Consider the following 26,554-nt stretch of genomic DNA (forward strand, 5'->3'; position numbering starts at 1 on the left):
ACGAAAGCTCCGCTACTTCTTGCCGAACGGGTCGCAGGCCGCCGTGCCCAGGTAGATGTCGCCGCTCGCCGGGCCGCCCTGCGGGAACAGCTTGATGTGCACCGCGTGCGTCACCAGGCTGCCGTCCGGCGGCTGAGGCGTCACGGTCTCGTTGAGGATCACCGTCGCCAGCGCCGTGCCCGCGGGCCCGCCCGGGATGACGATCCGGTGGTTCGGCGGGATCTGCTCGGGCACGGTGATCCCCTCGACCGCGCCGATCGAGACTTCGCCGGCGCTGCCGGTCTCGCTCGTGGCGCACTTCGCCGAAAAGGTGCGCACCGTGATCTCCGGGCCGCCGTAGCGCTCGAGCAGCGACGCCTCGAACCGGTGCCCGGCCGCCTGCGCGATCGACACCGCGCCCGAGCGGCCGCAGCCGCTCTCGCCGATGCCGAACACCGCGATGTCGCCGGTCGCACCCCCTGTCGTCCGGGCGCCGTAGGGGCCGTCGACGGTGCACTTCGCCAGCTCACCGGTGACGACGTGCTCGTTGTCGACCGTCACGTCCAGTGAGCCGGAAGACGCCCATCCGGTGGACGTGACCGGCGGCGCCGCGGCCAGCAGCGGAGTGGCCAGCGTCGTCACCGCCAGCAACCGGAATGTCCTGTTCCTGGCGGTTCGCATGCTCCGGCCTCCTCGGTCACGTGACATGTCGTAGTCACCCATCTCGTCATCGGCAGGCCGGCCGCCGCACCTGATCGGGTCCACCCGGACGAGTGGCCGGTGAGGAACGCAACTTAAGGGGCTGCTCGCGGGGTAACGAGCGTTAACCTCGGTCGTCGCCTGTGTCCCACCCTGGGAGGTTTCGTGTCTTCGCTGTCCTTCGCCGCCAAGCGGCCCGTGCTGGCCGACCTCGTGCCCGGTTCCCTCGTCCGGGACATCGCGCTGGTCGCCGGTGGTGCCGTGCTCACCGGCGCCGCCGCGCAGCTGACGATCCCCGTGCCGGGCAGCCCGGTGCCGATGACCGGCCAGACCTTCGCCGCGCTGCTCGTCGGCGCGTCGCTCGGCATGTCGCGCGGTGCCGCGTCGATGCTGGTGTACCTGCTCGTCGGCGCGGTTGGCGTGCCGTGGTTCCAGCACGGCACTTCGGGCCTGTCCGGCGCGAGCGCCGGCTACATCGTCGGGTTCGTCTTCGCCGGCGCGCTGGTGGGCGCGCTCGCCGGCCGCGGCGGCGACCGGACGCCGGTGCGCACCGCGGGCACGATGGTGCTCGGCAACCTCGTGATCTACGCGTTCGGCGTGCCGTGGCTGATGGCGTCGACCGGCTTCGACCTGTCGACGGCGTTCGCCAAGGGCGTCACGCCGTTCCTGATCGGGGACGCGATCAAGATCGTCGTGGCCGCCGGTCTGCTGCCGCTGACCTGGAAGCTGGTCTCGGGCCGCGAGCAGGACTGATCGCTCGTCGCGGAACCTCTCACCCGGGAGGTTCCGCGACGCGAGTGGCCCGTTCGCGACGGAGCACCGATCTCTGTCGGTGGTGGCGGCTAATGTGTGTCGCTGTGCCCGCCCGAACCGATTTCCCCGGCGTCCTCGAACTCCTCACCCACGCGGTGGAGGCCGTGGGCGGTGCCGAACGCCCAGGGCAGGTCGAGATGGCGGACGCCGTCGGCCGCGCCATCCGCACCGGCGAGCACCTGGCCGTGCAGGCGGGCACCGGCACCGGCAAGTCCTTGGCCTACCTCGTCCCCGCGATCCGCCACGCCGTCCAGAAGGAAGCCACCGTCGTCGTTTCCACGGCGACGATCGCGCTGCAGCGCCAGCTCGTCGACCGCGACCTCCCGCGCCTGGCGAAGGCGCTGAAGAAGCCGCTGGGCCGCGAACCGACCTTCGCGATCCTCAAGGGCCGCCGCAACTACATGTGCCTGCACCGCCTGGACTCCGGCGCGCCGGACGAGCCGGAGGACGCCCAGCTCTTCGACCCGTTCGCGGTGTCGCGGCTGGGCAAGGAGGTCACGCGGCTGCGGGAGTGGGCGTCGGACACCGAAACCGGCGACCGCGACGAGCTCGTCCCCGGCGTCACCGACCAGGCGTGGCGCCAGGTGTCGGTGACAGCGCGGGAATGCCTCGGCGCGTCACGCTGCCCGATCGGCACGGACTGCTTCGCCGAGAAGGCCCGCGCCGAGGCCGGCCGCGCCGACATCATCGTCACCAACCACGCCCTGCTGGCGATCGACGCCCTGCAGGGCTACCAGGTCCTGCCGGACCACGACGTGGTGATCATCGACGAGGCGCACGACCTCGTCGACCGCGTCACCTCCGTCGCCACCGGTGAGCTCACCAGCGCGATGTGCGCGTCGGCCGCGCGCCGCTGCGGCAAGCTGATCGACGCCGACGTCGCCGACGGCCTCCTCGAGGCGGGTGACGGGCTGGCCCTGATCGTCGACGACCTGCCCGCGGGCCGGATGGACGAGCTGCCCCGGCCGCTGAAGGGCGCGATCCCGGCGGTCCGCGACGCCGCGCACGCGTGCATCACGGCGCTGGGCTCCGACCGCAAGGAGGACGTCGAAGGGGCCACCGCGCGCAAGCTGGCGCGCTCGCTGCTCGACGAGGTGCACGACACCGCGGTCCGGCTCCTGGAGGCGTTCGACGACGACCAGGCGCACCAGCGCGACGTCGTCTGGCTCTCCGGCGACAAGTACTCGTCGAACCCGCGGCCGCCGGCGCTGAAGGTGGCGCCGCTCGGCGTCGCCGGGCTGCTGCGCGAGCGCGTCTTCAACCTGCACACGACGGTCCTGACGTCGGCGACGCTGACCCTGGGCGGCACGTTCGACACCATGGCGCGCCAGTGGGGCCTCCCGCCGGGCGCGGCCCGCGTCGAGCAGGCGCCCGGCGCGGCCACCGAGAAGGAAGCGCCGTCGGACACCTCCGGGCCGAAGTGGACCGGCCTGGACGTCGGCTCGCCGTTCGACCACAAGCGCAACGGCATCCTCTACCTGGCCAAGCACCTGCCGCCGCCGGGTCGCGACGGCCTCGCGTCGTCCACAATGGACGAACTGGCCGAGCTGATCGACGCCGCGGGCGGCCGCACGCTCGGCCTGTTCTCCTCGATGCGCGCGGCCAAGCAGGCGGCCGAGGAGATGCGCGAGCGGCTCGACTTCCCCATCCTCTGCCAGGGCGAGGACGCGACTTCGCTGCTGGTCCAGAAGTTCTCCGAGGACGTCCGCACGTGCCTGTTCGGCACGCTGTCGCTGTGGCAGGGCGTGGACGTACCCGGGCCGTCGCTGCAGCTCGTCGTCGTCGACCGGATCCCGTTCCCGCGTCCGGACGACCCGGTCTCCTCGGCGCGGCAACGCGCGGTGGAAGCCCGCGGCGGCAACGGGTTCCTCACCGTCGCGGCCACGCACGCGGCGCTGCTGCTCGCGCAGGGCACCGGGCGGCTGCACCGCTCGGTCACCGACCGCGGGGTGGTCGCGGTGCTGGATTCGCGGCTCGCGAACGCCCGCTACGGCGGATTCCTCCGTGCATCGCTGCCGCCGTTCTGGCCCACGATGGACCCGAAGGTGGCGCGCGACGCGTTGCGCCGGCTGGACGCAGCCGCGCCCGCGTGACGCGGTCCACCGCCGCGCCCGGTACGGTGAACCCACCGACGCAGCAAGGGAGCACCGGTTGACCCAGGATTCGTCCAGCGCACAGTCCCGGACCGTCAGTGTCGACGACACCGGCGTGCGGCGGCGCCTCGCGGACGGCAGCGAAGAGGCCGTCACGTGGTCCGACCTGTCGTCGGTGATGGTCCGCGTCATCCCCGACGGCCCCTGGAACGAAGACGTCTTCTTCATGCTGGTGGGCACCGACGGCAAGGGCACGGCGGTGCCAAGCGGCGACCCGGCGGCGGACGCGCTGATCGAGCGCCTGCAGGCCCTGCCCGGGTTCGACAACGAGAAGTTCATCGAGGCCATGACGACGGACGCCGACCAGGCTTACGTCGTCTGGGAATCCAGCGAGAACTAGGCGACCGGGAACTCCTCCGTCACCGGGATCCCCTTCTTGAGCGTCCGGCTCACCGTGCACAGCCGCTCGATCGCGCGGTCCACGGCGCCGGCCAGCGCTTCCCGCTGATCCGCAGCCAAAGTCGACACGTCGACATCGAACGCGACGTGCACGGCGTCCAGCTCCGAAGCGCCTTCCCGGCGGTCGGCGCCGACGGTGACGCGGAACTTCGCGTCTTCCCCGACCCGCCGCGTGATCAGCTCTTCGGCCGTGACGGCGCTGCAGCCCGCGGCCGCGATCTGCAGCAGTTCCGCGGGTGAGAACGCCCCTTCGGCGCCGTTGCGGCCCAGCCGCACCTCGGCGCCGCGGTCGTTGCGGCCGACGAACGAGTGCCGGCCGTCGCGCTGTACTTCGAGTCCCATGCCCGCTCCAACCGGCTCAGGAAGCGCCTTGTTCCGGCTCCCACTGCGCGAGAACCGTGATGGTGCCCGGGTCGACCTCGGTGAACCCGGCATCCCGCACGGCGATGACGCGGTCACGTCGCCACGCGCCTTCCGGGTCGTCGCCGGGGTGCAGTTCCTTCCACCGCGCGACGCTCGCCGTGCGGACGGCGGTCCGATAGCCCTGCGCGGCCCACCGCGACAACGCGGCGTCGTCCAGCAGCGCGGCGAGGATCATCGTGGCGTGCCCGACCTGCGCGGCGGCCTTGCCGACGGTCATCGGCGCGTGCGGGTTGAGCAGCAGCAGCGGGACGCCGCCGGGGATCGGCCCCGGCTCGTCCGGCGGCAGCTCGCTGCCGGAGATCTGCAGCCGCGAGACCTCTTTGGGCGCCTCGGCGACCAGACCCGGTACGAGAGCACGCGCCTCGGCGCCGTCGATCTCGACGGTGATGCCCGGCAGGTCCTGCACGGCCGCCCAGTGCGCACCCCGCGCCCGTCGCGCCACCTTGCGGATCCGGTTGTCGAGCCACGCGTGCACCGGCTCGGCCCACTCCCCGCCGGGCGCCGAGCGCTCGTCGAGGCAGACCGCCAGCGCGGCGGCCGCGGCGGCCTCCAGCAGCGGCGTGCGGCCGGGCGGCTCGGCGCGTTCGATGCGCAGGACGACCGGCATGGCCCGGACTTCCCCGGGGAGCTCGTCCGAGGTGTCCGAAGTGTCTTCGGCCGGAAGCCCGAGCCAGTAGGCGTAGCGGGCGCCCAGGGGGTCGAGAACGCTGCTCACGGACGCATCAGCTCGAGCCCGTCGGCGGCGTCGGCGGCCTCGACCTCGCCTCGGGTGAGGCCGAGCACGAAGAGCACGGCGTCGAGGTACGGGTGCGACAGCGCCGTGTCGGCCACCTCGCGCAGCGCGGGCTTGGCGTTGAACGCGACCCCCATGCCGGCCGCCGAAAGCATGTCGATGTCGTTGGCACCGTCCCCGACCGCGACGCACTGCTCGAGCGGGATGTCGTACTCGCCGGCGAAGCGGCGAAGCACCTTCGCCTTGCCCGCGCGGTCGACGACTTCGCCGACGACCTTGCCGGTCAGCTTGCCGTCTGCGATCTCGAGTTCGTTCGCCGCGGCGAAGTCCAGGCCCAGCTCGTCCACCAGGCCGCCGATGACCTGCGTGAACCCGCCGGACACCACCCCGGTCTTGAACCCCATCCGCTTGAGCGTGCGGATCGTCGTGCGGGCGCCCGGCGTCAGCTCGATGGACGCGGCGACCTCGTCGATCGCCGTGGCGGGCAGGCCCTTCAGCAGCGCGACGCGGCGCTCCAGCGACTCGGTGAAGTTGAGCTCGCCGCGCATGGCGGCCTCGGTGATCTCGCGGATCTCCGGTTCGACGCCGGCGTGCGCGCCCAGCATCTCGATGACCTCGCCCTGGATGAGCGTCGAGTCGACGTCGAAGACGACCAGCCGCTTGGCCCGGCGCGTGATCCCGGCCCGCTCGACGGCGATGTCGACGCCGACCTCGACGGCCGCGTCGGCCAGCTCCGACCGCAGCGCGGCGTCGGCCTCGGGGGTGTCGTGGTCGACCGAGACGTACAGCTCGAGCCCGGTCACCGGGTAGTCGGCGACGCTGCGGATCGCGTCGATGTTGGCGCCGAGCGACGCCAGCCGCCGCGCGACCTCCGAGAAGCCCCGCGCGGTGACCGGGCGGCCGAGCACGACCAGCACGTGGGAGGAGTCGCGGCGCCCGAGCGCGAACGGGTCGTCCCCGATCGCCGAGCCGATCTTCACCTCGACCTGCATCCCGACGGACGCCATCGCCTGCTCGACGGACTCCTGCAGGCCCTCGGGGTCGCGGTACACGCCGGCGAGCACGCCGAGCACGAGCTGCCCGCGGATGACGACCTGCTCGACGTCGAGCACGTCGACGTCGTGGCGGGTCAGCACGGCGAACAGCACGGACGAGACGCCCGGCTTGTCGGGGCCGGTCGTCGTGATCAGGACGGGGGTCTGGGTCACTGGTCATCCCTCGTTCGGCAACGCTGCACGGTCAGTCTGCCGGTCCGGGCTCGGACATAAGTAGAGCGCGTGCCCGGCTTCACAAAAGCCGGGCACGCGCTCACTCGTTCGGGGTGTTACTTGTCGTCGCCCTGCTCGCTGGCGTTGTCGCGGGAGTGGTCTCCCGGGATGACCGCCTCGGTGAGCACCTGCGACGGGGCCGCGTGGCTGTTGACCTTCTGCTTCCCGAAGAAGCCGATCTCGCCCTCGTTGTGGATGCGCTCGATCATGTGCGGGTAGTGCAGCTCGAACGCGGGCCGCTCGGAGCGGATCCGGGGCAGCTCGGTGAAGTTGTGCCGCGGCGGCGGGCAGGACGTCGCCCACTCGAGCGAGTTGCCGTAGCCCCACGGGTCGTCCACCGTGACGATCTCGCCGTACCGGTAGCTCTTGAAGACGTTCCAGAGGAACGGCAGGGTCGAGGCACCGAGGATGTACGCGCCGATCGTCGAGATCGTGTTCAGCGTGGTGAAGCCGTCACTGGTCAGGTAGTCCGCGTACCGGCGCGGCATGCCCTCCGCGCCCAGCCAGTGCTGGACGAGGAACGTGCCGTGGAAACCGATGAACGTGGTCCAGAAGTGCCACTTGCCGAGCTTCTCGTCCATCATCCGGCCGGTGATCTTCGGGAACCAGAAGTAGATGCCGGCGAAGGTGGCGAACACGATCGTGCCGTAGAGCACGTAGTGGAAGTGCGCGACGACGAAGTAGCTGTCCGACACGTGGAAGTCGATCGCCGGCGCGGCCAGCATGATGCCGGTCAGGCCGCCGAAGAGGAACGTGACGATGAAGCCCATCGAGAAGATCATCGGCGTCTCGAAGGACAGCTGGCCCTTCCACATCGTGCCGATCCAGTTGAAGAACTTGATGCCGGTCGGGACGGCGATCAGGAACGTCATGAAGGAGAAGAACGGCAGCAGCACGGCGCCGGTGGCGTACATGTGGTGCGCCCACACCGCGACCGACAGGGCCGCGATCGCCAGCGTCGCCCAGACCAGGCTCTTGTAGCCGAACAGCGGCTTGCGGCTGAAGACCGGGAAGATCTCCGACACGATGCCGAAGAACGGTAGCGCGACGATGTAGACCTCTGGATGGCCGAAGAACCAGAACAGGTGCTGCCAGAGGATCACACCGCCGTTTTCGGGGTCGAACACGTGCGCCCCGAGGTGCCGGTCCGCCAGCAGGCCCATCAGGGCCGCGGTCAGGATCGGGAAGGCGAGCAGGATCAGGATCGACGTCACCAGGATGTTCCAGGTGAAGATCGGCATCCGGTACATCGTCATGCCGGGCGCGCGGAGGCAGACCACGGTGGTGACCATGTTGACCGCGCCGAGGATGGTGCCGAGACCGGAGACCACCAGGCCGGAGATCCACAGGTCCGCGCCGACGCCCGGCGAGTGGATCGCGTCCGACAGCGGGGTGTAGGCGAACCAGCCGAAGTCGGCGGCGCCACCCGGGGTCAGGAAGCCGGACAGCACGATCAGGCCGCCGAAGAGGTACAGCCAGTACGAGAACGCGTTCAGCCGCGGGAACGCGACGTCCGGCGAGCCGATCTGCAGTGGCAGCACGAAGTTCGCGAAGCCGAAGAGGATCGGGGTCGCGTACAGCAGCAGCATCACCGTGCCGTGCATGGTGAACAGCTGGTTGTACTGCTCCTGCGACAGGAACTGCTGCCCGGGGCGCGCCAGCTCGGTGCGGATGAGCATGGCCATCGCGCCGCCCGCCATGAAGAAGGCGAACGACGTGACCAGGTACATGATCCCGATCTGCTTGTGGTCCGTCGTGCGGAACAACCGCAGCAGGTACGAACCCTTGACCGACTCGCGCGCGGGATACGGGCGCGTCGCGATCGGCTTGGGGGCTACGGCCGTCACTCCTGCCTCCAACACTCAAACCTCGTGGTGGTCATCGTCCGGCCGCCGAGGTGGGCAACGCCCGGTTCAGCGGTCAAGGGGGATCGTAGCCCTCGCTACCGACAGTCGCGCGCACCGGCTGGCAAGATCGGGCCGTGGCCGACGATTACACGCGGACCGCGGTTCGCGCGGCACTGACCGTGACCTCGCGACTCGGCCTGCGCGCGCACGAGCCCGAGGTGCTCCACGAGCGCTCGAACGTGCTGGTGAGGCTGGGTCCGCTGGTCGCGCGGGTGCCCGGGACCACCCGGCTGGCGCGGCCCGGTCCGGCCTGGCAGGAACGGGATCTGGCGGTGTCGGCGTTCCTCACGGAACGTGGTGTGCGCGTCGTCTCACCGGCCGCGGATCCCCCGGCCGGACCCCATTTCGCCGAGGGGCTCCCGGTCACGCTCTGGAACTGGACGCCGCACGATCCGGACCACCGGTACGCACCGGACGTCGTCGCGCGGTCGCTCGCCGAGGTGCACGCGGCGCTGCGCGAGTACCCCGGCGAACTGCCCCGGCGCGGCCCGCTGGACGACCTCGAACGCATCTTCGGCAGGCACGAGCTGGACCCCCGGCTGCGCGCCGAAACGGCCCGGCTCGCCGCCACGCTGCCGGACGTCCCCGGGCAGCCGCTGCACGGCGACGCGCACCCCGGCAACCTGATCGCCACGCCGGCCGGCCCGTGCTGGCTCGACTTCGAGGACACCTGGCACGGGCCGCTGGCCTGGGACCTCGGCATCCTCGCCCGCCAAGGCGGTCCGGAGCACCTCGCCGCGTACCCGGTTTCCGTGGACGAAAACGCGCTTCGCTTCTTCACACGGCTGCGAGAGCTCTATGCCGTGGTGTGGCGGTTCATGATCGCTCAGCGATTCCCGCACCGGCTCCACGAAGCCCGTTCGGCGCTCGACGCCTACTTCTCGTGAGTCGCCGGGTACCAGGACAGGATCGCCTCGACCACGCCCGCCGGGTCCTCCAGCGGGGTCAGGTGGCCGGCGCCCGGCAGCACCACCAGCGTGGCGCCGTCCACGGCTTCGACCATCTCGCTCGCCGCCGCGACCGGCGTGATCGGGTCCTCTTCGCCGACGACGACCAGCGTCGGGACTTCCGCGTCGCGCAGCAGGTCGAGGGAGTCCGGCCGCGTCCGCAGGGCGAGCGCCGTCCACGAGATGCCGGCCGGCGGCTGCGATTCGATGACGTCCCGGACGTTCTCGACGACGTCGGGGCGCTCCTTCCGGGTGGCTTCGGCCAGCAGGTTCGGCAGGTTGGCGTCGGCCAGCCAGCCCTTGATGCCTTCGTCTTCGACGCGCTTCGCGACGTCCAGCCGGCTCTGGGCGGCCTCGGGCGTGTCGGGCGTGGCCTTGGTGTCGATGAGCACGAGCCCGCCGACCCGCTCGGGCGCGAGCCGCAGCACGGCCATCGCGAGGTAGCCGCCCATCGAGCAGCCGCCGAGCACGACCCGGTCCAGTTCCAGGCGGTCCAGCAGGGCGACGACGTCGCGCGCGGCGTCCTCGAGACTCGGTTCGCGGCCGGACTCCGGCAGCGGCGAGCGGCCGAGCCCGCGCTGGTCCGGTGTGATCACCCGAAGGTGTGAAGCGAGGGGCTCGCGCACCGCGTTCCACATGCGGGCGTCCAGGGGAAAGGCGTGGAGGAGGACCAGCGGCAGTTCGGTCATGCGGGCCATCTTGGCGGACTTTTTGTCGGACCCCCGCGCTAGCTTCGCCGATGTGTTCACCGACATCGAAACCGACCGGCTGCTGCTGCGTCCGCTCCACGAGGCGGACCGGCAGGCGATGGTCGACATCCACACCGACCCGCGCACCAACCGCTTCCACCCGGACCCGCCCGACGTCCCGCGCGCGTCGGCGATGGTCTCGGAGTGGCTCGCGCACTGGGCCGAGCACGGCTTCGGCTACCCCGCGGTGCTCGAACGCGGCGGCGCCGAGGTGATCGGCATGTGCGGGGTGCGGCTGCGGGAGTTCCACGGCGAGAAGGTGCTGAACCTCGGCTACCGGTTCCGGCCGTCGGCGTGGGGCAAGGGGTACGCGGTGGAGGCCGGGCTGGCGGTACTGGAGTGGTGTGCCCGCGACCTGCCGTCGCTGCCGGTGCTGGCGAGCGTCAGCGTGGAGAACAAGCCGTCGCTGCGGGTGGCGGAGCGGCTCGGCTTCACCGAGTACACGGAAGAGGTGTACGACGGCGCTTACTCGCGCCACTACCGGCGCTGAGCCGGGCGGTGTTTGACAACTCCAGAGTGTTCAGCGGCGCCGGTTCGGCCGGCGGCGGGCGCGGGCGTCCCAGCAGGCTCGGTGCCAGTGCCGCCGGTCGGCGACGGAGCCGGTCTCGTCGGCGGGCCAGACGACGACGTGCGGCGTGCCGGGCCGGATCTCGTGGTCGCAGCCGGGGCACCGGTAGGTCTTGCCGGCCTGCGCCCCGGGCACGGTCCGCACGAGCCAGTCCCCGTCGGACCCGGATTCGGCGCGCGCCCACCCGGTGGCGGCACCGAGTTCGCGTTCGGGAGGCCCACCGTCGGCACGGCGGCCGGGACGGTTCCGTCGAGGCACGCGCCCACGGTAAACGGCGGTGGGCAAGGGGGACCGCTCAGGCCCGCATGGGCTTTGGCCGCCTGGGCTTGGCCGCCTGGGTGGGGCGCCCGACCCGGCGCTCCTCACCGCCCGGGCCTTGAAGCCGCCGGCCCAACCCAGCCCGAGCCCTCAGTCTCGCGAGGCCTCAAGCCGTCGACGGGACCTTCACCCCGCCACCGGTCCCAACCCGGCGCACGGCCCCGCAGCCCGCCTGCTCCTGCGTACGCGATGCCTCAAGCCGCCCGGCCCGCCACCTCGCCGTCGGCCCCGCCCGGCGCACGTCCCTGCCGGCCCAGCGCCCGCACCCCGGGGCCTCAAGCCGCCCGGGCCGCCACCGCCCCACCGGCCGCCAACCGGCGCACGATCCCCTCGTGGCCCAGCCCGTCCCACCCGAGCCGGGCCAAAGTCCGCCCGGTCCGCCGGAAGTCCTCCCCGCCGAGCACCGACATGATGGTGATCGCGGCGTCCACCACCGGCGTCGCCACCCCGGCGCACCGCGCGAGCGCCTGCAGCGGCACCAGCGTCGAGCGGATGTCCTCGGTCAGGAACCGGTGGTCGAGGCTCGTCGGCGCGGCGATCGTCCGGTACGGCTCCACCGTCCGCAACGCGTCCAGCAGCGTCGTGGCCGGGCACCCGTAGTACCGGTCGAGCACCTCGGTCATCGGCATCAGCCGCGCGCCGTAGGCCCGCGCGACGAGCGCGAACTCCGCCTCGGTCCGCTCCAGCAACGCGACCGTCCTGGCCGAAACGCCGTCGACGTAGAAGAGCAGCTCCTCCGCGCGGTCGATGGTGCCGAGGTTGGCGAGCGCGATCGGCACGTGCGCGACCGCGCCGAAGTCGTGCAGGCCGCGTTCGACGGGGTTGCGCGCGACCTCCAGCATCGGGAACCACTCGCGCAGCAGCCCGGCGTGCCGTCCGACGGCGGCCGGCGTGCTGCCCGAAATCAGGTTCCAGCCCTTGGCGCCCAGCACCGTCACGCCGTCGGTGCCGGACGGCCGCGCGGCGAACAGCGCGTCGGTCTCCACGACGTCGACCTCCGGTGCCCCGGCGGCGGCGAGCGCGTGCGCGAATTCGACGCTCCCGCACAGCTTGCCGGAGAAGAGCACCACCACCTGTCCCCGGCGCAGGTGCGGCGCGAGCCGGACGGCGACCTCCGGATAGGCGGTGGTCACGGTCGCGACCAGCACCACGGCCCGCCCGGCCAGCGCGGCGGGGTCGGCGGTCACCTCCCGCAGCGGGAACCGCCCGTCGAGCACCCCGCTCGCGGCGATCTCCCGCCGTCGCGCGATTTCCGCCACCGCCCCGAGGTCGCGCGTGCAGAGGTGCACCGCCAGTCCCCGTGAAGCGAGGTACGCCGCGACGGCCCGTCCCTCGCCACCGGCTCCGACGACCCCGATCCCGTCCAGCCCGCCCATTCCGCCCACTCCCGTCATCTGGGTACGCAGTGGACGAGTCGGGGCACCGCCCGGGAAAGTTCCCGCGGGCGCACGTTCCCGGAAACCGGGCCCGTCAGCCCTGGGCGAGGGCGAGCGGAACCAGCTGTTCGGCGGTGGTCAGCGACCCGTGCTGCCCGATCAGCGACGTCTCGACGGCCTCGGCGAGCCCCCGCACCATGCCGAACCGGCCGCGGGCCGCCGCGACGACGTCGCCGATGCGCGGCAGCACCCGGTCGCTGACGGTGTGCCCGAACCACCCTTCGGCGACGGCCTCTTCCCGCGAGCGCACCCACGCCCGCTCGCCGAGGACGTCCTTCCAGGCCGCGAGGACGTCCGCGGCGGCGCCCGGTTCGGTGTAGACGTGCCGGGCGCGCACCTCGCCCCCGAACGTTCGGACGCCGTCCAGGAGTTCCGGGGCGTCTTCGAGGTCGAGCTTGTCGTCGACGGTCACCATCCCGTGGTCGGCCACCACGGCCAGCAGGGCGCCGGACGGCAGACCGTCCACAAGGGACTCGACGAGCCGGTCGATCTGCCGCAGCTGCATCCGCCACGCGGCCGAGCCGGGGCCGTAGACGTGGCCGAGCAGGTCGAGTTCGCTGTGGTAGGCGTAGCAGAACGCGCGCCCGTCGAGCACCGACAACGTCCGCGCGGCGAGGTCGCCCAGCGCGTGCACGCCGGCGTACTGCGCGCCGCCCTGGGTGGCCAGGGTCAAGGCGGTGTCGCGGAACTTGGCGGAGGACACGACGGCCGCGTCGACGCCCGCCGAAGCGGCCCGCTCGAAGGTCGTCGGCAGCGGCTGCACTTCGCGGGGCGGGAGGGCGCCGCGGAGGTCGCTGCCGTCTTCGTGGCTGCACCAGCGCAACGCGTTGAGCACGCCGGTGCCGGGCATCTCGAAGGTGTAGCCGACCATGCCGTGCTCACCGGACGCGAGCCCGGTGCCGATCGCGGCCACCCCGGCGGCGGTCGTGGAGGGGAACCCGACGCGCAACGACTCCCGCGCGAGCTCGGTGAGCACCGGCGCATCGGCGGCGTGCTCGGCGAGCAGCTCCTGGCCGAGCCCATCGACGAGCAGCACGCCGGCACTGCGCGCCTCCGGCAGGGCGAGGGTGTTGGCGGAGCCGGGCACCCCGAGCGCGGCGAGCAGGGACGGGACGACCTGGCCGAGGTGCGGAACATCGGCAAGCGAAGGCGGCTGCACGCGCCCAGCTTCCCACCGCCAGGCCCCAGCGGCCGAGCGGCAGCCCGGCCCACCGCTGAGCGGTTCCAGGAACCACTCGCAGGGCCGGAGCCCGGGACTGCCCTCGACCGGCGATTCCGCGAGCCCGAGCGACGAGCCCCGGGCGCCACAACTCGGCGCCCCCGCCGATTCCCGGCCGGCGCGGAGGCCCGGGGGGGGCCGGCCACCGCCCCCGGGAGCCCCAACTCGGCACCCCCGCGCCGCCTCCGTGGGCCGCCCCGCAACGCCCCGGCACTCCCGCGAACCCGCGCGGCGCAACCCCAACCCGCCGCGAAGACCCGGGGCTGTCCCCACACGCCCCTTCCGGCGATAATCACGGCATGCCGACCTACGCCTACCGCTGCCGCGAGTGCACCGAAACCTTCGAGCTCCTGCGGCCGATGAGCGAATCCGGCGCGCCGGCCGCCTGCCCGGACGGTCACACCGACACCGTCAAGCTGCTCACCACCGTCGCGCTCACCGGGGCCGCCACCGCGGCCGCCCCGGCCGGCGGCGGTGGCTGCTGTGGCGGCGGCTGCTGCGGCTAGACCGCCTTCAGCGCCTGCTCCAGATCGGCCCACAGGTCCTCGACGTCCTCCAGCCCGGCCGACAACCGGATCAGCTGGTCGGACACCCCGGCCTCGCGGCGGTCGCCCTCGTCGACGATCCGGTGGCTGATCGAGCCCGGGTGCTGGATCAGCGTGTCGACACTGCCGAGGCTGACCGCCGGCGTGATCAGCCGGACCGCGCCGATCAGGGCGTGCGGGTCGCCGCCGACCTCGAACGCCACCAGCGGCCCGCCGATCCGCGGGTAGTGCACCGCGGTCACCGCCGGGTGATCGCGAAGCCGCGAAGCCAGCGTCGCCGCGGTGGCCGATGCCGCGTTGACGCGCAGCGGCAGCGTGGAAAGCCCGCGCAGCAGCAAATACCCGGCGAGCGGGTGCAGCACGCCGCCGGTCGCGAAGCGGATCTGCCGCAACCGGGCGGCTTCCGCGGCATCGCACGCGACGATCCCGCCCATCACGTCGCCGTGGCCGCCGAGGAACTTCGTCGCGCTGTGCAGCACGATCCGCGCCCCGTGGCGGCCGGGGCGCTGGAGCACCGGGGTCGCGAACGTGTTGTCCACCAACAGAGGCACGTCTCCACAGGCACGCGCCAGCTCGGCGATGTCGGCCTCGGCGAGCGTCGGGTTCGCCGGCGTCTCGACGAACACCAGCCCGGTGTCCGGCCGCAGCGCGGCGGCGACCCCGTCGGGCGCGGCCCACGTGACCTCGGTGCCGAGCAGCCCGGACTCGAGCAGGTGGTCGCTGCAGCCGTACAGCGGGCGCACGGCGACGACGTGCCGTTTCCCTTGCGCCACCGCGGAAAGCAGGCACGCCGACACCGCGGCCATGCCGCTGGCGAACGCGACGCCGTGCTCGAAGCCTTCGAGCTCGGCCAGTGCCCGCTCGAACCGTTCGACGGTCGGGTTGCCCACCCGGCCGTAGATCGGCGGCCCGTCGAGTTCGCCGCCGGCGGCGAAGGCGTCGATCCGGGCGGCTTCGGCGGCGCTGTCACGGGACGGGTACGTCGTGGACAGGTCCAGCGGCGCGGCGTGCACGCCGAGGTCCGTGAGGTCGTCACGGCCGGCGTGGACGGCGCGGGTGCGCAGCGAGGAAGTCATGCCGGTCATGGTCGAGCTTTCGCCGGATCCGAGGCAACAGTCTCGGATATCATTCGCCGATGCCCGATTCCGTCGAACTGAGTCCGGTCGACCTCGAGATTCTGCGCCTGCTCCAGAACGATGCCCGGATCACCAACAAGGACCTCGCGGCCGCGGTCGGCATCGCGCCGTCGACGTGCCTGGACCGCGTCGCCCGGCTGCGGGACACCGGCGTGCTCACCGGGCAGCACGCGTCGGTCGACGCGGCGAAACTGGGCCGTCCGCTGGAGGCGTTCCTGTTCGTCCAGGTCCGCCCGCACCGGCGGCCGCTGGTCGACCCGTTCGTCGAGCACCTGCTGTCCCTGCCCGAGGTGCGCGCGGTCTACCACCTGACCGGGCCGGACGACTTCCTCGCGCACGTCGCGACCAGTTCCGCCGCCGAGCTGCAGCGCCTGGTCCTCGACGAGCTGACCGCGCGCGATGAGGTCGCCCGCGTGCACACGAACCTCGTCTTCCAGCACTGGAGCGGCGGCCCGCTGCTCCCGCCGGGTGCCTGACCTCAGAGCGTCGAGAGCCACCGGCGGGTCTCGCGCGGCGACGTCAGCCGGACGACCGAGGGGCCCGGCGACGACGCCGCCCACGCTCGGATGGTCGCCCGCTTCCGCGCGAACGACCGGAAGTGCCAGCGGATGATCGAGTCCGCGGAGAACATCTGCCGGAACGACTCGACGTTGCCGTTGCAGATCCGCTCCCGGGTCACCGAGCGCACGGCGGTCCGGCGCACCAGGCGGCCCAGCGAAAGCCAGCGCGGGTAGTCGAGTCCGACGAGGAGCTGCGTGCGAGGCAGCACGACGTCCTTCCACTTGCCGTACGCGGCGTCGAGGACCCAGCGCTCCTCCGCGCACGCCTCGGCGATGCGGCGGCGCTGCTCGTCGTCCGGGACCGCGACCCAGCCCGGCTCCCAGGTGAGGTCGTCGGCCGAGACGTAGGGCAGGCCCATGCGCTCGGCGATCCGGGCCGCGAGCGTCGACTTGCCCGAGCCGGTCACGCCGTAGACGACGATGCGCTCAGGCCTCGAGATCACGGGCGGGCTCCCGCGGTCCGCGGTAGGGCAGGGTCTGGCTGTAGACGATGCTGGTGGTCGTGCTGCCGAACTGGGCCAGCTCGTCCATCGTGTGCTCGAGGTGGGCCATCGAGGCCGCGGCGACCTTGAGCGTGTAGCAGTCGTCTCCGGTGGTGCGCAGGCATTCGAGGACCTCGAAGCGCTCACCGAGCAGCTTGTGCAGGGCTTCGTGCCGGCTGCCGGGGTACTTGAGCCGGACGACGGCGAGCACCGGGTAGCCGACCTTGCCGAGGTCGACGTCGGCGCGGTAGCCGGTGATCACGCCCGTCGCCTCGAGCCGCCGGAGCCGTTCGGTGGTGGCCGACGCGCTGAGGTTCACCCGGCGGCCGAGCTCGGTGAGCGGCAGCCGGGCGTCCTGCTGGAGCTCGACCAGGATGGCCCAGTCCGTCGGATCGAGACTCTCGGTCATCCGGCGAATGTACCGCGAGATCCACGGCGGAACGGGCCGAACGCCGTGATCGCTCCCTTCCGGATTCGGGCAAAACGTCGATAGCCTTTTCCGGTGAAGATCGGCGTGAACGTCCCCAACTTCGGCCCCGGCACGGACCCCGGCGTGCTCCGCGCGTGGGCGCGGACGGTGGAAGGCCTCGGCTACGACCTGCTGATGGTGTCCGACCACGTCGCGATCACGCCCGACGTCGCCGGCCAGTACCCGGCGCCGTTCTACGAGCCGTTCACGACGCTGTCGTGGCTCGCGGGCGTCACCGAGCGGGTGCGGCTCGGCACCACCGTGCTGGTCGTGCCGTACCGGCATCCCCTGCTGGTGGCCCGGATGGCGGCGAACCTCGACGCCCTCAGCGGCGGCCGGCTGGTGCTCGGCGCCGGCATCGGCTGGGCGAAGCAGGAGTTCGCCGCGCTCGGCGTGCCGTTCGAGCAGCGCGGAAAGCTGACCAGCGAGTACCTGCGGGCGATCCGCGCGGCTTGGGCCGACCACGACGACTACCGCGCCGGCCCGATCCCGCTGTGGCTCGGCGGCCACAGCGACGCCGGGCTGCGCCGCGCGGTCGAGCTCGGCGACGCGTGGCACCCGCTGCGGATGACGATGGCCGGGTTCCGGGATGGCTTGGCCCGCTTGCAAACCCTGGCCGGCGACCGGCCGGTGCCGGCGTTCGCTCCGCGAATCCTGTTGCGGGTCAACGAAACCCCGGTGACCGGGCCGGACCGGCGCGCCGGGGAAGGAACGCTCGACCAGGTCGTCGACGACCTGGCGCAGTTGCGGGCGCTGGGCGCGGACACCGTCGTGCTCGACCCGTTCGATGCCGACCCCGCCGAGACCCTCCACCCGGAGGTCGCTTGGCGGGACCTCGCGGCGATCGCCGCGTCCTGGAAGGAGAACCGGTGAAGGACACCGAAGAAGCCCTGTTGCGCCGCGCGATCGAGCTCGCCCGCGAGGCGCGCGAAGAACACGGCAACCCGCCGTTCGGCTCGCTGCTGGCCGACGCCGACGGCAACGTCCTCGCCGAGGACCGCAACACGTCGTTGACCGACAACGACATCACGGCGCACCCGGAGCTGAAGCTCGCCCGCTGGGCGGCGCAGAACCTGGACCCGGAAACCGCGGCGGCGACCACGATGTTCACGAGCACGCAGCCGTGCGGGATGTGCACGGGCGCGATCGAGCGCTCCGGGCTCGGCCGCGTCGTCTACGCGCTGTCGTCGGAGCAGTTCCTCACGCTGCGCCCGCCGGTGACGTGGGGATACAAGTCGGAAGGTCCGGCGCTGTTCGACGAGGCCCGGGTACCGGTCGAGGGCTACTACAAGTGACGAGCTTCGAGGTGCGCCCGGTGGCGCGCATCGAGTCGCCGTTGACGGACCGCGCGGCGGCCCCGAGACAGGCCGACGAGGGCGCCCCACCGGCCCGGGTGGTGTTCGCGGAGAAGTACCACCCGGCGGCGGCCGACCTCCACCCGGGCGACCGCCTGGTCCTGCTGACGTGGCTGCACGAAGCCGACCGGGAGGTCCAGTCGGTGCACCCCCGCGGCGACCCGGACCGCCCGCGCGAGGGGGTGTTCTCGACGCGCTCCCCGGACCGCCCGAACCCGATCGGCCTCCACACGGTGACGGTGACGGCCGCGGAGAACGGCGTGCTGACGGTGACGGGCCTGGAAGCGATCGACGGCACGCCGGTCCTGGACGTGAAGCCGGTCCTGGGCGAGGTGGCCGAGCGCTGACCCGGTCGATCACGATCGGGGCACCCGGGTAACGACCGCCGGTTCCCGGCCGACCTCCTTCGTGCGATCGGCGTAAGCCCGAGCGCCGAACGGAGGAGCCGCGATGACCGACGCGTTCGAACCCGTCCTACCCGAAGCTTGGCCGCCGGCGCCGCCCGTGCGGGCCAAGTCGAATCCCTGGCACCTCGCGCTCGCGGCCGTCGCGGGCGCAGCTTTGGTCGGCGCGCTGTGGGTCGGTCTCGACCTGGCCGGTTCGGGCGGGCCCATCAGCCCGCCTGGTACTTCCGGGGAGGCGTTCGACCTCCGTGGCACGTTCACGTTGAACAGCGGCGGGTACGGCTACAGCACCTGCGGCGGCTCCGGCGGCTACTCGGACATCACCACCGGCACCACGGTCACCGTCTACAACGCGACGGGAACCGTGCTGTCCCAAGGAGCACTCGGCACCGGCCGGCCGAACGGCGCCGGCAGCTGCGTGTTCACCCTGTCCGCGCCCAACGTGCCCGCGGGCGAGAAGTTCTACCTCGTCGAAGTGTCTCACCGGGGCCGGATAATGGTGCAGCCCGACGACGCCCGCAACGGAACCGTCGCCCTCAGCCTGGGCAGCTGATCAGTAGTCCTTGAAGCCCTTCCCGGTCTTCCGGCCCAGCCGCCCGGCCGTCACGAGGTGCTCCAGCAGCGGCGCCGGCGCGAAGCCCTCCTCGCGGAACTCGTTGTACAGCGTCCGCTGGATCGCCAGCGACACGTCCAGGCCGACGACGTCCAGCAGCTCGAACGGGCCCATCGGCAGGCCGCAGCCCACCTTCATGGCCGTGTCGATGTCGTCCGCGCCCGCGTAGTGGGCCTCCAGCATCTTCACCGCGTCGTTCAGGTACGGGAACAGCAGCGCGTTGACGATGAAGCCCGCGCGGTCTCCACAGTGGACCGCGTGCTTACCCACCGCCGTGCAGACCGCGCTCGCCGTCGCGACGATGTCCGGGGCCGTCGCGATCGTCGAGACCACCTCGACCAGCTTCATCACCGGGGCCGGGTTGAAGAAGTGGAGGCCGATCACGTCGGCGGGCCGGGACGTCGCCGCCGCGCACTCGATCACCGGCAGCGAGGACGTCGTCGTCGCCAGGACCGCGCCCGGGCGGACCACCTCGTCGAGCGCGGCGAACACCGCCTGCTTCACCGACAGCTCCTCGGCCACCGCCTCGACGACCAGGTCGACGTCGGCCAGTGCCTCGAAGTCGGTGACCGGGGTGATCCGCCCCAAAGCAAGACCAGCGTCCTCTTCGGACAGTTTGCCGCGAACCACGGCCTTGTCGAGCGACTTTTTGACGCGAGCCACCGACGCCTGCGCCTTCTCCAGGCTTCGCGCGCGCAGCACGACGTCGAGGCCGCGCTTGGCGAACACCTCGGCGATGCCGGTCGCCATCGTCCCGGTGCCGACCACGCCGACCCGGGCCACCGGCCGCGCCGCGGAGACGTCCACAGTGGACGCGACATCGGTGGCCACCACGTTGGGCGAGTCCGGCGCGTCGTACGCGTAGAACCCGCGACCGGTCTTGCGGCCGAGCAGGTTCGCCGTGATCATCTGCTTGAGCAGCGGCGCCGGCGCGTGCAGCCGGTTGCGGGACTGGTGGTACATCGTGTCGAGGATTTCGTACGCGGTGTCCAGCCCGATCAGGTCGAGCAGCGCCAGCGGCCCCATCGGGTAGCCGCAGCCGAAGCGCATCGCCGCGTCGAGGTCCTCACGCGTGGCGTACCGCTGCTCGTACATCCGCACCGCGTGGTTGAGGTAGCCGAACAGCAGCGCGTTCGCGATGAACCCGGCCCGGTCGCCGATCACCACCGGCACCTTGCCGAGCCGCTCGGCGAACGCGACCACGTCGGTGACCACCTCCGGCTCGGTCACCACCGTCTTGACGATCTCGACGAGCTTCTGCACCGGCGCCGGGTTGAAGAAGTGCATCCCGACGACCTTGCCCGGCCGCGCGGTGTGCACGCCGATCTCGGTGATCGACAGCGACGACGTGTTCGACGCGAAGACGACCTCGGGCCGGGTGATCTTGTCCAGCTCGGCGAAGACGTCGGCCTTCAGCCCCAGGCTCTCCGGGATCGCCTCGACCACCAAGTCCACTTCGGACAGATCCGACAACGAGGTGCCGTACCGGATCCGGCCCAGCAACGCCTCGCGGCCGGCGGCGTCGAGCTTGCCGCCGGACAACGCGCGTTCGGTGGAGTGCTCGATGTGCCCGCGGCCGCGGGCGACGCCGGCGTCGTCGAGCTCGACCGTGACGACGTCGAGCCCGCTGCGCGCGAGCACTTCGGCGATCCCGGCCCCCATCGTGCCCAGGCCGACCACTCCGACCGTCGAGATGTCCCGCGCCATCGAGGCCTCCAGAGATGTTACTCGCTGGTAATTGGCCCCTGACTCTGCCACACGGCACCACCCGAAGCCCAGACGGAATCGAGTCAGTACCGCACAAGTCACCCGGTCGGCGACCCCGGATCACTCGCCGAAATTGCCGTCCACCAGCTCTTTCGCCTTCTCCAGCGCGGCGGAGGCCTGCGGGCCGCTCGCCCGCACGCGGATCCGGTCACCCTGGCGCGCGCCGAGCGACATCAACGCCAGCACGCTGTGCCCGTCGGCCTCCTGGTCGCCGAGGCGGACGCTGACCTCGGCGTCGAACGCGCTCAGCGCGCGCACCAGCACCGCGGCCGGGCGCGCGTGCAGCCCGACCTCGTTGTGCAGCACCAGCTCGACCTCGTCGCCACCACCCGCGGCGGGTTCGGCGGCCGCGAGGTCTTCGGGCAGCCCGGCCGCCGCGGCGGCCTCCGCCACCGCCTTGCGGTCCTTGCCCGACTGCGCCGCGACCGCCGCCGCGATCGCGCCCTCGACGAGCGGGCCGTCCGCGACGACGGCGGTCGACGGGTCGGCCAGCGATTCGACGGCGAGCTCGGCGGTCATCTGCGCGCTGCCGAGGTCGTAGAGCAGAACGACCCCGTCGCCGGAGTCGGCGCGCTGGGTGGCGGCGACGACCTCGTCGTAGTCCGTGCCGATCGAGCCGTCCGAGAGACCGCCGGCCGGAAGGATGGTGACGTCCGGGGCCATCTGGGCGGCCAGCTCGGCCAGGCCTTCCGCGAGCTTCGCGCTGTGCGAAACGAGCACGATGCCGACGCTCACCGGGCGGCCTCCGCGAACGCGCGCAGCAGCAGCGCCGACGACCGGGCGCCCGGGTCCAGGTGTCCGACCGCCCGCTCGCCCAGGTAGGACGCGCGGCCCTTGCGCGGCACCAGGTCCACTGTGGACTCGGCGCCGCGGTCGGCCGCGTCGGCCGCCGCGGTCAGCACCGCGGCGACGTCCCCGCCGTCCTCGGCCGCCTTCTCCGCGGCCGAGACCGCCGGGATCAGGGCGTCGACCATGGTCGCGTCGCCGCCCACGGCCTTGCCGCGGGCCTGGACGCCCTCGAGCCCGGCTCGCAGCGCGTCCAGCAGTGCCGGAACGTCGAGATCGGACGCCGTGCCGAGCTTGGTCGACGCGCGCAGGAAAGCCGTGCCGTACAACGGTCCCGCGGCCCCGCCGACCTTGGAGATCAACGTCGTGGCGACGAGCTTCAGCACCGCGCCCGGCGTCTCGGGAGCACCCGCGTCGAGGGCCGCGACGACGGCGGCGAACCCGCGGTTCAGGTTCTCGCCGTGGTCGCCGTCGCCGATCGCGCGGTCGAGGTCGATCAGCTCGGCGCGGTGCTCGGCGACCACGGCCGCGGCGGCGCGCACGGCGGCCGCGACCCCGTCGGCCTTGCAGGTCATCAGCGCCCCCACCGCAGGGCCGCGGTGGTGACCGGGGCGTCCCAGAGCTCGGTCAGCTCGTCGTCCAGTTTGAGCAACGTCAGACTCATCCCCTGCATCTCGAGGCTGGTGATGTAGGGCCCGACCAGCCGGCGTTCGACCACGATCCCACGCTCGGCGAGCAAGCGCTCAGCGATGCCGTGGGCCAGGTACAGCTCGACGAGCGGGGTGGCCCCCATCGAGTTGGTGAACAGCAGCACGCGGTCGCCGGATTCGAACGGCAGGTCCGAGACGACCGCCTCGACCAGCCGCGCCACCAGCGCGTCGGCCGGTTCGAGCGGGATCCGCTCGCGGCCGGGCTCGCCGTGGATGCCGATGCCGAACTCGATCTCGCCGTCGCCGAGGTCGAAGCTGGGGGTGCCGGCGTGCGGCACGGTCGGCGCGGTGAGCGCGACGCCGATCGAGCGCACCTGGCCGATCACCTTCTCCGCCAGCGCGGTCACGGCGTCGAGCGAGTCGCCGCGCTCGGCGGCCGCACCGGTGATCTTCTCCAGCAGCACCGTGCCGCCGACCCCGCGGCGGCCCGCGGTGTACGTCGAGTCCTTGACGGCGACGTCGTCGTCGATCACGACGCTGCGCACCTCGAGGCCCTCGGCGGCGGCCAGCTCGGCGGCCGTCTCGAAGTTCAGCACGTCGCCGGTGTAGTTCTTCACGATGAGCAGGGCGCCGGCCTCGCCGGTGGTCGCGGTGACGGCGGCCTGCACGGCGTCCGGCGTCGGCGAGGTGAACACCGCGCCGGGCACGGCGGCGGCGAGCATGCCCGGGCCGACGAACCCGCCGTGCAGCGGCTCGTGCCCGGACCCGCCACCGGAGATCACGGCGACCTTGCCCGCGACCGGCGCGTCGGCGCGCACCACGACGTCGGGGTCGTACTGGACGCGGAGGATGTCGGCGTGCGCGGCGGCGAGGCCCCGCAGCGACTCCGCGACGACGTTCGCCGGATCGTTGATGATCTTCTTCACGGCAGCCTCCGGCGCATCGGCGGGTGGGGTGCCCCCTTCCTACCTCGCCGCGCGGCCGACCGCCAGATCAGGGTTTGGGGAGCTTCGTGACGACGTTCTTCGCGACGGTGACCGCTTTGCCGCACGGATCGTCGGTGTCCGCTTGGGCGGCGTAGCTGCGGTAGTCCACTTGGGCCAGTTCGACGTCGTCGCCCTGCCACGGCCGGTGCTGCCACTCGACCTGGCACTGCGACGAGCTCGCCGTCCCCTTCTTCTGGAAGCCCGTGACCCCGCCGCCGAGGTCCACCTTGGCGTACCCGTCGCCTTCGAGCGGCGGGAGGCCGGGCAGGAACCCGACGGCGATGGTCGGGTCGGTGCCGTTGCTCTTCCACTCGCAGGAGTGCAGGCCCGTCGGCGCGGACTTCGGCGACGGCACGACCGGGGTCACCGCCGCGGTGTCCGCCGCCGCGCACGGGTCGGCCGAGAGCAGGGTGCCGGTGGGGGTCGAGTACTTCTCCGGGCCGTTGTGCACCTTCTGGACCGCGGCGTCCATCACCGTCCGGCCGGGACGGCACGGGTCGCCGGGGTAGCTGACCGACAGCGTCAAGGCCAGGTCGGGGTTCAGCGCCGTCATCACCGCGACCGTGCAGCTGGTCTCGTCGGTCTTGTTCACGCGCAGCGGCAGCCCGCCCACCTGGCCGGTCGTCTTGTCCGCGCGCGGCAGCAGGGTGTTGCCGACCTCGAACTCGAGCCGGATCTCCTTGCCGCCCGGGTCCTTCACCTTGTTGCTGCACCGGTCGAAGGCGATCGACGACGGCGACGGGTCGTCGTCGATCGTGCCGAGCCCCAGCGCGCCGAGGGCTTCCTTGGTCAGGAACTGGCACGGCTTGACCGTGCGCAGCACGTTCGCCGCCACGGCGGCGTCGGTGATCGGGCCGTCGGAGACCTGGCCGGTCCCGGCCGCCGCCGGCACCGTCGTCCGCGCGAAGTTGGACTTGCCGAGGTCCTGCCCGCACGCGGTCAAGGGCAGCGCGAGGGCGGTGACCAGCAGGAACAGCTTCGGGAGACGGCGGCGCCGAACGTCAGGGAGCACGCGGTGCACGGTAGCCGGAACCGCGCGTCCCTGTCCGGACAACCCGGCTATTCGGCCTTGGCCGCGGGTGTGTCGTCGCTCTCGGGCTCGGCCGGCACGACCAGCGGCCGGACGCGCGCCCAGATGATGAAGAGCGCGGAGACCACCAGCATGCCGATGCCGGCCCAGAGGTTGATGTTGACGTCCGCGGCCTTGGCGATCTCCTCGTCGGAGGTGAAGGCCGCACCCATGATCGTCAGGATGATCCCGTAGACGCCGATCAGCAGGGCGATGATCAGCCGGATGTCGAAAGCGCCCGCCTTCCGCGGTCGCGCGCCGGACTCGGTAGCCATGACGGACCTCCTAGAAGATGACGTTGAGGGCGATGGTCAGGATGAGCACGATGCCCGCGAGCAGGCCCGGCCGGCGGTACCAGCCCGCGTTCTCGCCGGTGTCGTCGTGCTTGCGCGTCTCCTTGGGGGTCAGCGAGTAGACCAGCCCCACCAGCTCCTCGTCCGGCTTCGGCTTGGTCGCCAGCGACACCACGACGCTCACCACGATGTCGACGACGAACGCGACGCCCGCGGCCACGAAGCTGGTGCCCTGGCCCTCGAGCCCGATCACGCCCGCCTGCGACAGGCCCCAGACCGTGATGGCGGAGGCGGTACCGAGCACCAGGCCGCTCCAGCCGGCGTGCGGGGTCATCCGCTTCCAGAACATGCCGAGGATGAACGTCGCGAACAGCGGCGCGTTGAAGAACGAGAACAGGTCCTGCAGGTAGTTCAGGATGTTCCCGGAGTTCGAAGCGATGAACGCGGTGCCGATCGCGAGGATCGTGCCGACCGACGTCACCACGCGCCCGAGGCGGAGGTAGTAGCCGTCCGGCTTGTCCTTCTTGATGTACGTCTGCCAGATGTCGTACGTGAAGACGGTGTTGAACGAGCTCAGGTTCGCGGCCATGCCGGCCATGAACGAGGCCAGCAGACCGGCGATGGCGATGCCGAGCATGCCGTTCGGCAGCAGGTCGCGCATCAGCAGCAGGAGCGCGTTGTTGAACGTCACGCCGCTTTCGGCCTTGCCGCCGTCGAGCAGCACCTGCTTGTCCTTGACGTACTCCGACACCGAGACCGCGGCGATCATGCCGGGGATGATCACGATGAACGGCACGAGCATCTTCGGGAACGCGCCGATGATCGGCGTGCGCCGCGCGGCGGACATGCTCTTCGACGCCATCGCGCGCTGGACCTCGACGAAGTTCGTCGTCCAGTAGCCGAACGACAGCACGAAGCCCAGACCGAACACGATGCCGAGGATCGACAGGATGTTGTTGCCGAAGCCGGTGAGGTTGTCACCCGGCCAGGAGTGCAGCTGCGCGGTACCGCCCGGGCTGTTGGTCACCTTGTCGACCAGGCCCTGCCAGCCGCCGACCTTGACCAGGCCGATGATCGTCAGCGGCACCAGCGCGATGACGATCACGAAGAACTGCAGCACCTCGTTGTAGATCGCGGCGGAGAGGCCGCCGAGCGCGGTGTAGGAGAGCACGATCGCGGCGGCGACGATGATCGACACCCACAGCGGCCAGCCGAGCAGCAGGTTCACGACGCTGGCCAGCAGGAACAGGTTCGCGCCCGCGATCAGGATCTGGGCGGCGGCGAAGCTGACGCCGTTGACCAGGTGCGCCGGCTTGCCGAAGCGGCGTCGCATGAACTCGGGAACGCTGCGGACCTTCGAGCCGTAGTAGAACGGCATCATCACGATGCCGAGGAACAGCATCGCCGGGATCGCGCCGATCCAGAAGTAGTGCACGGTCGGCAGGCCGTACTGGGCGCCGTTGGCCGACATGCCCATGACCTCGACCGCGCCGAGGTTCGCCGAGATGAACGCCAGGCCGGTGACCCAGGCGGGCAGCGACCGGCCCGACAGGAAGAAGTCGAGACTGCTCGACACCTGCCGCCGTGCCAGGTACCCGATGCCGAGCACGAGCACGAAGTAGAACGCCAACTCGATGTAGTCGATCGCGCTCGCGTCGAGTCGCAGGTTCGCATCGGCTAGGACGAGCACCCGACCCACCTCTTTTCAAACTGGACAACAACCCACAGGAATCACCACTGTCCTGTCGGATCCGGACAGTACTGCATGGATTCAGGGTCGGCACGCTGACGTGTCCAAAGTGGCCGGAGGGCGCGTCTCCCCGGCTCG

30 protein-coding genes are annotated in these 26,554 nt (G+C 71.8%); 11 read left to right on the forward strand and 19 right to left on the reverse strand.

Going from position 1 to position 26,554, the window contains the following annotated elements:
* Positions 1–12: 12 nt before the first annotated feature.
* Entirely contained in the window at positions 13–630 is a 618-nt protein-coding gene (locus tag ACIQWX_RS32900; protein WP_400879823.1) for a choice-of-anchor P family protein, read from the reverse strand.
* A 213-nt stretch (positions 631–843) separates the two neighbouring features.
* On the opposite strand from ACIQWX_RS32900, the gene ACIQWX_RS32905 reads away from it, so the two are divergent.
* From ACIQWX_RS32905 to ACIQWX_RS32915, 3 genes are all read left to right on the forward strand, one after another.
* Positions 844–1,431, forward strand: a complete 588-nt coding sequence (locus tag ACIQWX_RS32905) for a biotin transporter BioY (protein WP_400879406.1) — start codon at positions 844–846, stop codon at positions 1,429–1,431.
* Positions 1,432–1,535: 104 nt separating this feature from the next.
* Positions 1,536–3,584, forward strand: coding sequence for an ATP-dependent DNA helicase (locus ACIQWX_RS32910; protein WP_400879409.1), 2,049 nt, complete (start codon positions 1,536–1,538; stop codon positions 3,582–3,584).
* Between the two features lie 58 nt (positions 3,585–3,642).
* The gene (locus ACIQWX_RS32915) at positions 3,643–3,984 is read left to right on the forward strand and encodes a hypothetical protein (protein ID WP_400879412.1); all 342 of its coding nucleotides are present in this window, start codon (positions 3,643–3,645) and stop codon (positions 3,982–3,984) included.
* Here the strand turns inward: ACIQWX_RS32915 and ACIQWX_RS32920 are convergent.
* The 4 genes from ACIQWX_RS32920 to ctaD form a co-directional block, all read right to left on the reverse strand.
* Complete coding sequence (locus ACIQWX_RS32920) at positions 3,981–4,385, reverse strand: OsmC family protein (protein WP_400879414.1); 405 nt, start codon at positions 4,383–4,385, stop codon at positions 3,981–3,983. The genes ACIQWX_RS32915 and ACIQWX_RS32920 overlap by 4 nt on opposite strands.
* A 16-nt stretch (positions 4,386–4,401) precedes the next feature.
* The gene (locus ACIQWX_RS32925; protein ID WP_400879417.1) at positions 4,402–5,181 is read right to left on the reverse strand and encodes a peptidyl-tRNA hydrolase; all 780 of its coding nucleotides are present in this window, start codon (positions 5,179–5,181) and stop codon (positions 4,402–4,404) included.
* Complete coding sequence (serB, locus tag ACIQWX_RS32930; protein ID WP_400879420.1) at positions 5,178–6,407, reverse strand: phosphoserine phosphatase SerB; 1,230 nt, start codon at positions 6,405–6,407, stop codon at positions 5,178–5,180. The genes ACIQWX_RS32925 and serB overlap by 4 nt, the downstream gene beginning before the upstream one ends.
* Positions 6,408–6,523: 116 nt before the next feature.
* Positions 6,524–8,314, reverse strand: a complete 1,791-nt coding sequence (ctaD, locus tag ACIQWX_RS32935; RefSeq protein WP_400879422.1) for a cytochrome c oxidase subunit I — start codon at positions 8,312–8,314, stop codon at positions 6,524–6,526.
* Positions 8,315–8,448: 134 nt separating this feature from the next.
* Between ctaD and ACIQWX_RS32940 the strand changes: the two genes are divergently transcribed.
* Positions 8,449–9,261 (forward strand): phosphotransferase enzyme family protein, encoded by an 813-nt coding sequence (locus tag ACIQWX_RS32940; protein ID WP_400879425.1) that lies wholly within the window; start codon positions 8,449–8,451, stop codon positions 9,259–9,261.
* Here the strand turns inward: ACIQWX_RS32940 and ACIQWX_RS32945 are convergent.
* Positions 9,249–10,010: an alpha/beta fold hydrolase gene (locus ACIQWX_RS32945; RefSeq protein ID WP_400879428.1), complete on the reverse strand. Its 762-nt coding sequence runs from the start codon at positions 10,008–10,010 to the stop codon at positions 9,249–9,251. The genes ACIQWX_RS32940 and ACIQWX_RS32945 overlap by 13 nt on opposite strands.
* A gap of 10 nt (positions 10,011–10,020) precedes the next feature.
* Between ACIQWX_RS32945 and ACIQWX_RS32950 the strand changes: the two genes are divergently transcribed.
* Positions 10,021–10,560, forward strand: a complete 540-nt coding sequence (locus tag ACIQWX_RS32950; protein WP_400879825.1) for a GNAT family N-acetyltransferase — start codon at positions 10,021–10,023, stop codon at positions 10,558–10,560.
* 30 nt (positions 10,561–10,590) lie between these two features.
* Here the strand turns inward: ACIQWX_RS32950 and ACIQWX_RS32955 are convergent, their stop codons facing one another.
* The 3 genes from ACIQWX_RS32955 to ACIQWX_RS32965 form a co-directional block, all read right to left on the reverse strand.
* Positions 10,591–10,896, reverse strand: a complete 306-nt coding sequence (locus ACIQWX_RS32955) for a hypothetical protein (protein WP_400879430.1) — start codon at positions 10,894–10,896, stop codon at positions 10,591–10,593.
* Between the two features lie 335 nt (positions 10,897–11,231).
* A complete protein-coding gene (locus ACIQWX_RS32960) occupies positions 11,232–12,350 on the reverse strand; it encodes an NAD/NADP octopine/nopaline dehydrogenase family protein (RefSeq protein ID WP_400879433.1) in 1,119 nt (372 codons plus the stop codon).
* Positions 12,351–12,426: 76 nt separating this feature from the next.
* Positions 12,427–13,551, reverse strand: coding sequence for an alkaline phosphatase family protein (locus tag ACIQWX_RS32965; RefSeq protein WP_400879436.1), 1,125 nt, complete (start codon positions 13,549–13,551; stop codon positions 12,427–12,429).
* Between the two features lie 359 nt (positions 13,552–13,910).
* On the opposite strand from ACIQWX_RS32965, the gene ACIQWX_RS32970 reads away from it, so the two are divergent.
* The gene (locus ACIQWX_RS32970) at positions 13,911–14,117 is read left to right on the forward strand and encodes a zinc ribbon domain-containing protein (RefSeq protein ID WP_400879439.1); all 207 of its coding nucleotides are present in this window, start codon (positions 13,911–13,913) and stop codon (positions 14,115–14,117) included.
* On the opposite strand, the gene ACIQWX_RS32975 is transcribed toward ACIQWX_RS32970, so the two are convergent.
* Positions 14,114–15,232 (reverse strand): trans-sulfuration enzyme family protein, encoded by a 1,119-nt coding sequence (locus ACIQWX_RS32975; RefSeq protein ID WP_400879442.1) that lies wholly within the window; start codon positions 15,230–15,232, stop codon positions 14,114–14,116. The genes ACIQWX_RS32970 and ACIQWX_RS32975 overlap by 4 nt on opposite strands.
* Before the next feature lie 59 nt (positions 15,233–15,291).
* On the opposite strand from ACIQWX_RS32975, the gene ACIQWX_RS32980 reads away from it, so the two are divergent.
* Positions 15,292–15,768 carry an Lrp/AsnC family transcriptional regulator gene (locus tag ACIQWX_RS32980; protein ID WP_400879445.1) on the forward strand — a complete coding sequence of 159 codons (477 nt, stop codon included), beginning with the start codon at positions 15,292–15,294 and terminating at the stop codon, positions 15,766–15,768.
* Positions 15,769–15,770: 2 nt separating this feature from the next.
* Here the strand turns inward: ACIQWX_RS32980 and ACIQWX_RS32985 are convergent, their stop codons facing one another.
* The gene (locus ACIQWX_RS32985; protein WP_400879448.1) at positions 15,771–16,295 is read right to left on the reverse strand and encodes an adenylate kinase; all 525 of its coding nucleotides are present in this window, start codon (positions 16,293–16,295) and stop codon (positions 15,771–15,773) included.
* A complete protein-coding gene (locus tag ACIQWX_RS32990; protein ID WP_400879451.1) occupies positions 16,279–16,743 on the reverse strand; it encodes an Lrp/AsnC family transcriptional regulator in 465 nt (154 codons plus the stop codon). The genes ACIQWX_RS32985 and ACIQWX_RS32990 overlap by 17 nt, the downstream gene beginning before the upstream one ends.
* A 93-nt stretch (positions 16,744–16,836) precedes the next feature.
* On the opposite strand from ACIQWX_RS32990, the gene ACIQWX_RS32995 reads away from it, so the two are divergent.
* From ACIQWX_RS32995 to ACIQWX_RS33010, 4 genes are all read left to right on the forward strand, one after another.
* Entirely contained in the window at positions 16,837–17,676 is an 840-nt protein-coding gene (locus ACIQWX_RS32995; RefSeq protein WP_400879453.1) for an LLM class flavin-dependent oxidoreductase, read from the forward strand.
* Positions 17,673–18,098 carry a nucleoside deaminase gene (locus ACIQWX_RS33000; RefSeq protein WP_400879455.1) on the forward strand — a complete coding sequence of 142 codons (426 nt, stop codon included), beginning with the start codon at positions 17,673–17,675 and terminating at the stop codon, positions 18,096–18,098. The genes ACIQWX_RS32995 and ACIQWX_RS33000 overlap by 4 nt, the downstream gene beginning before the upstream one ends.
* A gap of 11 nt (positions 18,099–18,109) precedes the next feature.
* On the forward strand, positions 18,110–18,505 hold the full coding sequence (tsaA, locus tag ACIQWX_RS33005; RefSeq protein ID WP_400879828.1) for a tRNA (N6-threonylcarbamoyladenosine(37)-N6)-methyltransferase TrmO: 396 nt from the start codon (positions 18,110–18,112) through the stop codon (positions 18,503–18,505).
* A 103-nt stretch (positions 18,506–18,608) separates the two neighbouring features.
* The gene (locus ACIQWX_RS33010) at positions 18,609–19,115 is read left to right on the forward strand and encodes a hypothetical protein (RefSeq protein WP_400879457.1); all 507 of its coding nucleotides are present in this window, start codon (positions 18,609–18,611) and stop codon (positions 19,113–19,115) included.
* On the opposite strand, the gene ACIQWX_RS33015 is transcribed toward ACIQWX_RS33010, so the two are convergent.
* The 7 genes from ACIQWX_RS33015 to ACIQWX_RS33045 all read right to left on the reverse strand — a co-directional run bounded on the left by ACIQWX_RS33015 (position 19,116) and on the right by ACIQWX_RS33045 (position 26,416).
* On the reverse strand, positions 19,116–20,882 hold the full coding sequence (locus tag ACIQWX_RS33015) for a 3-hydroxyacyl-CoA dehydrogenase family protein (RefSeq protein WP_400879460.1): 1,767 nt from the start codon (positions 20,880–20,882) through the stop codon (positions 19,116–19,118).
* A gap of 120 nt (positions 20,883–21,002) precedes the next feature.
* Positions 21,003–21,677, reverse strand: a complete 675-nt coding sequence (dhaM, locus tag ACIQWX_RS33020; RefSeq protein WP_400879462.1) for a dihydroxyacetone kinase phosphoryl donor subunit DhaM — start codon at positions 21,675–21,677, stop codon at positions 21,003–21,005.
* Complete coding sequence (gene dhaL / locus ACIQWX_RS33025) at positions 21,674–22,303, reverse strand: dihydroxyacetone kinase subunit DhaL (protein WP_400879465.1); 630 nt, start codon at positions 22,301–22,303, stop codon at positions 21,674–21,676. The genes dhaM and dhaL overlap by 4 nt, the downstream gene beginning before the upstream one ends.
* Positions 22,303–23,304: a dihydroxyacetone kinase subunit DhaK gene (gene dhaK, locus ACIQWX_RS33030; protein ID WP_400879467.1), complete on the reverse strand. Its 1,002-nt coding sequence runs from the start codon at positions 23,302–23,304 to the stop codon at positions 22,303–22,305. The genes dhaL and dhaK overlap by 1 nt, the downstream gene beginning before the upstream one ends.
* Positions 23,305–23,371: 67 nt before the next feature.
* Positions 23,372–24,376, reverse strand: a complete 1,005-nt coding sequence (locus ACIQWX_RS33035; RefSeq protein WP_400879470.1) for a DUF3558 domain-containing protein — start codon at positions 24,374–24,376, stop codon at positions 23,372–23,374.
* A 47-nt stretch (positions 24,377–24,423) separates the two neighbouring features.
* Positions 24,424–24,708 (reverse strand): hypothetical protein, encoded by a 285-nt coding sequence (locus ACIQWX_RS33040; protein ID WP_400879472.1) that lies wholly within the window; start codon positions 24,706–24,708, stop codon positions 24,424–24,426.
* 10 nt (positions 24,709–24,718) lie between these two features.
* Positions 24,719–26,416: a sodium:solute symporter family protein gene (locus tag ACIQWX_RS33045; RefSeq protein WP_400879474.1), complete on the reverse strand. Its 1,698-nt coding sequence runs from the start codon at positions 26,414–26,416 to the stop codon at positions 24,719–24,721.
* Positions 26,417–26,554: the final 138 nt, after the last annotated feature.

The organism is Amycolatopsis sp. NPDC098790, from assembly GCF_044759945.1.
Classification (GTDB): Bacteria; Actinomycetota; Actinomycetes; order Mycobacteriales; family Pseudonocardiaceae; genus Amycolatopsis.

Coding starts and splice junctions, on each gene's coding strand:
- ACIQWX_RS32920 (WP_400879414.1), bottom strand. CDS start 4,385: ATGGGACTCGAAGTACAGCGCGACGGCCGGCACTCGTTCGTCGGCCGC.
- ACIQWX_RS32945 (WP_400879428.1), bottom strand. CDS start 10,010: ATGACCGAACTGCCGCTGGTCCTCCTCCACGCCTTTCCCCTGGACGCC.
- ACIQWX_RS32960 (WP_400879433.1), bottom strand. CDS start 12,350: ATGACGGGAGTGGGCGGAATGGGCGGGCTGGACGGGATCGGGGTCGTC.
- ACIQWX_RS32970 (WP_400879439.1), top strand. CDS start 13,911: ATGCCGACCTACGCCTACCGCTGCCGCGAGTGCACCGAAACCTTCGAG.
- ACIQWX_RS32975 (WP_400879442.1), bottom strand. CDS start 15,232: ATGACTTCCTCGCTGCGCACCCGCGCCGTCCACGCCGGCCGTGACGAC.
- ACIQWX_RS32980 (WP_400879445.1), top strand. CDS start 15,292: ATGCCCGATTCCGTCGAACTGAGTCCGGTCGACCTCGAGATTCTGCGC.
- ACIQWX_RS32990 (WP_400879451.1), bottom strand. CDS start 16,743: ATGACCGAGAGTCTCGATCCGACGGACTGGGCCATCCTGGTCGAGCTC.
- ACIQWX_RS33010 (WP_400879457.1), top strand. CDS start 18,609: ATGACCGACGCGTTCGAACCCGTCCTACCCGAAGCTTGGCCGCCGGCG.
- ACIQWX_RS33015 (WP_400879460.1), bottom strand. CDS start 20,882: ATGGCGCGGGACATCTCGACGGTCGGAGTGGTCGGCCTGGGCACGATG.
- dhaL (WP_400879465.1), bottom strand. CDS start 22,303: ATGACCTGCAAGGCCGACGGGGTCGCGGCCGCCGTGCGCGCCGCCGCG.
- ACIQWX_RS33040 (WP_400879472.1), bottom strand. CDS start 24,708: ATGGCTACCGAGTCCGGCGCGCGACCGCGGAAGGCGGGCGCTTTCGAC.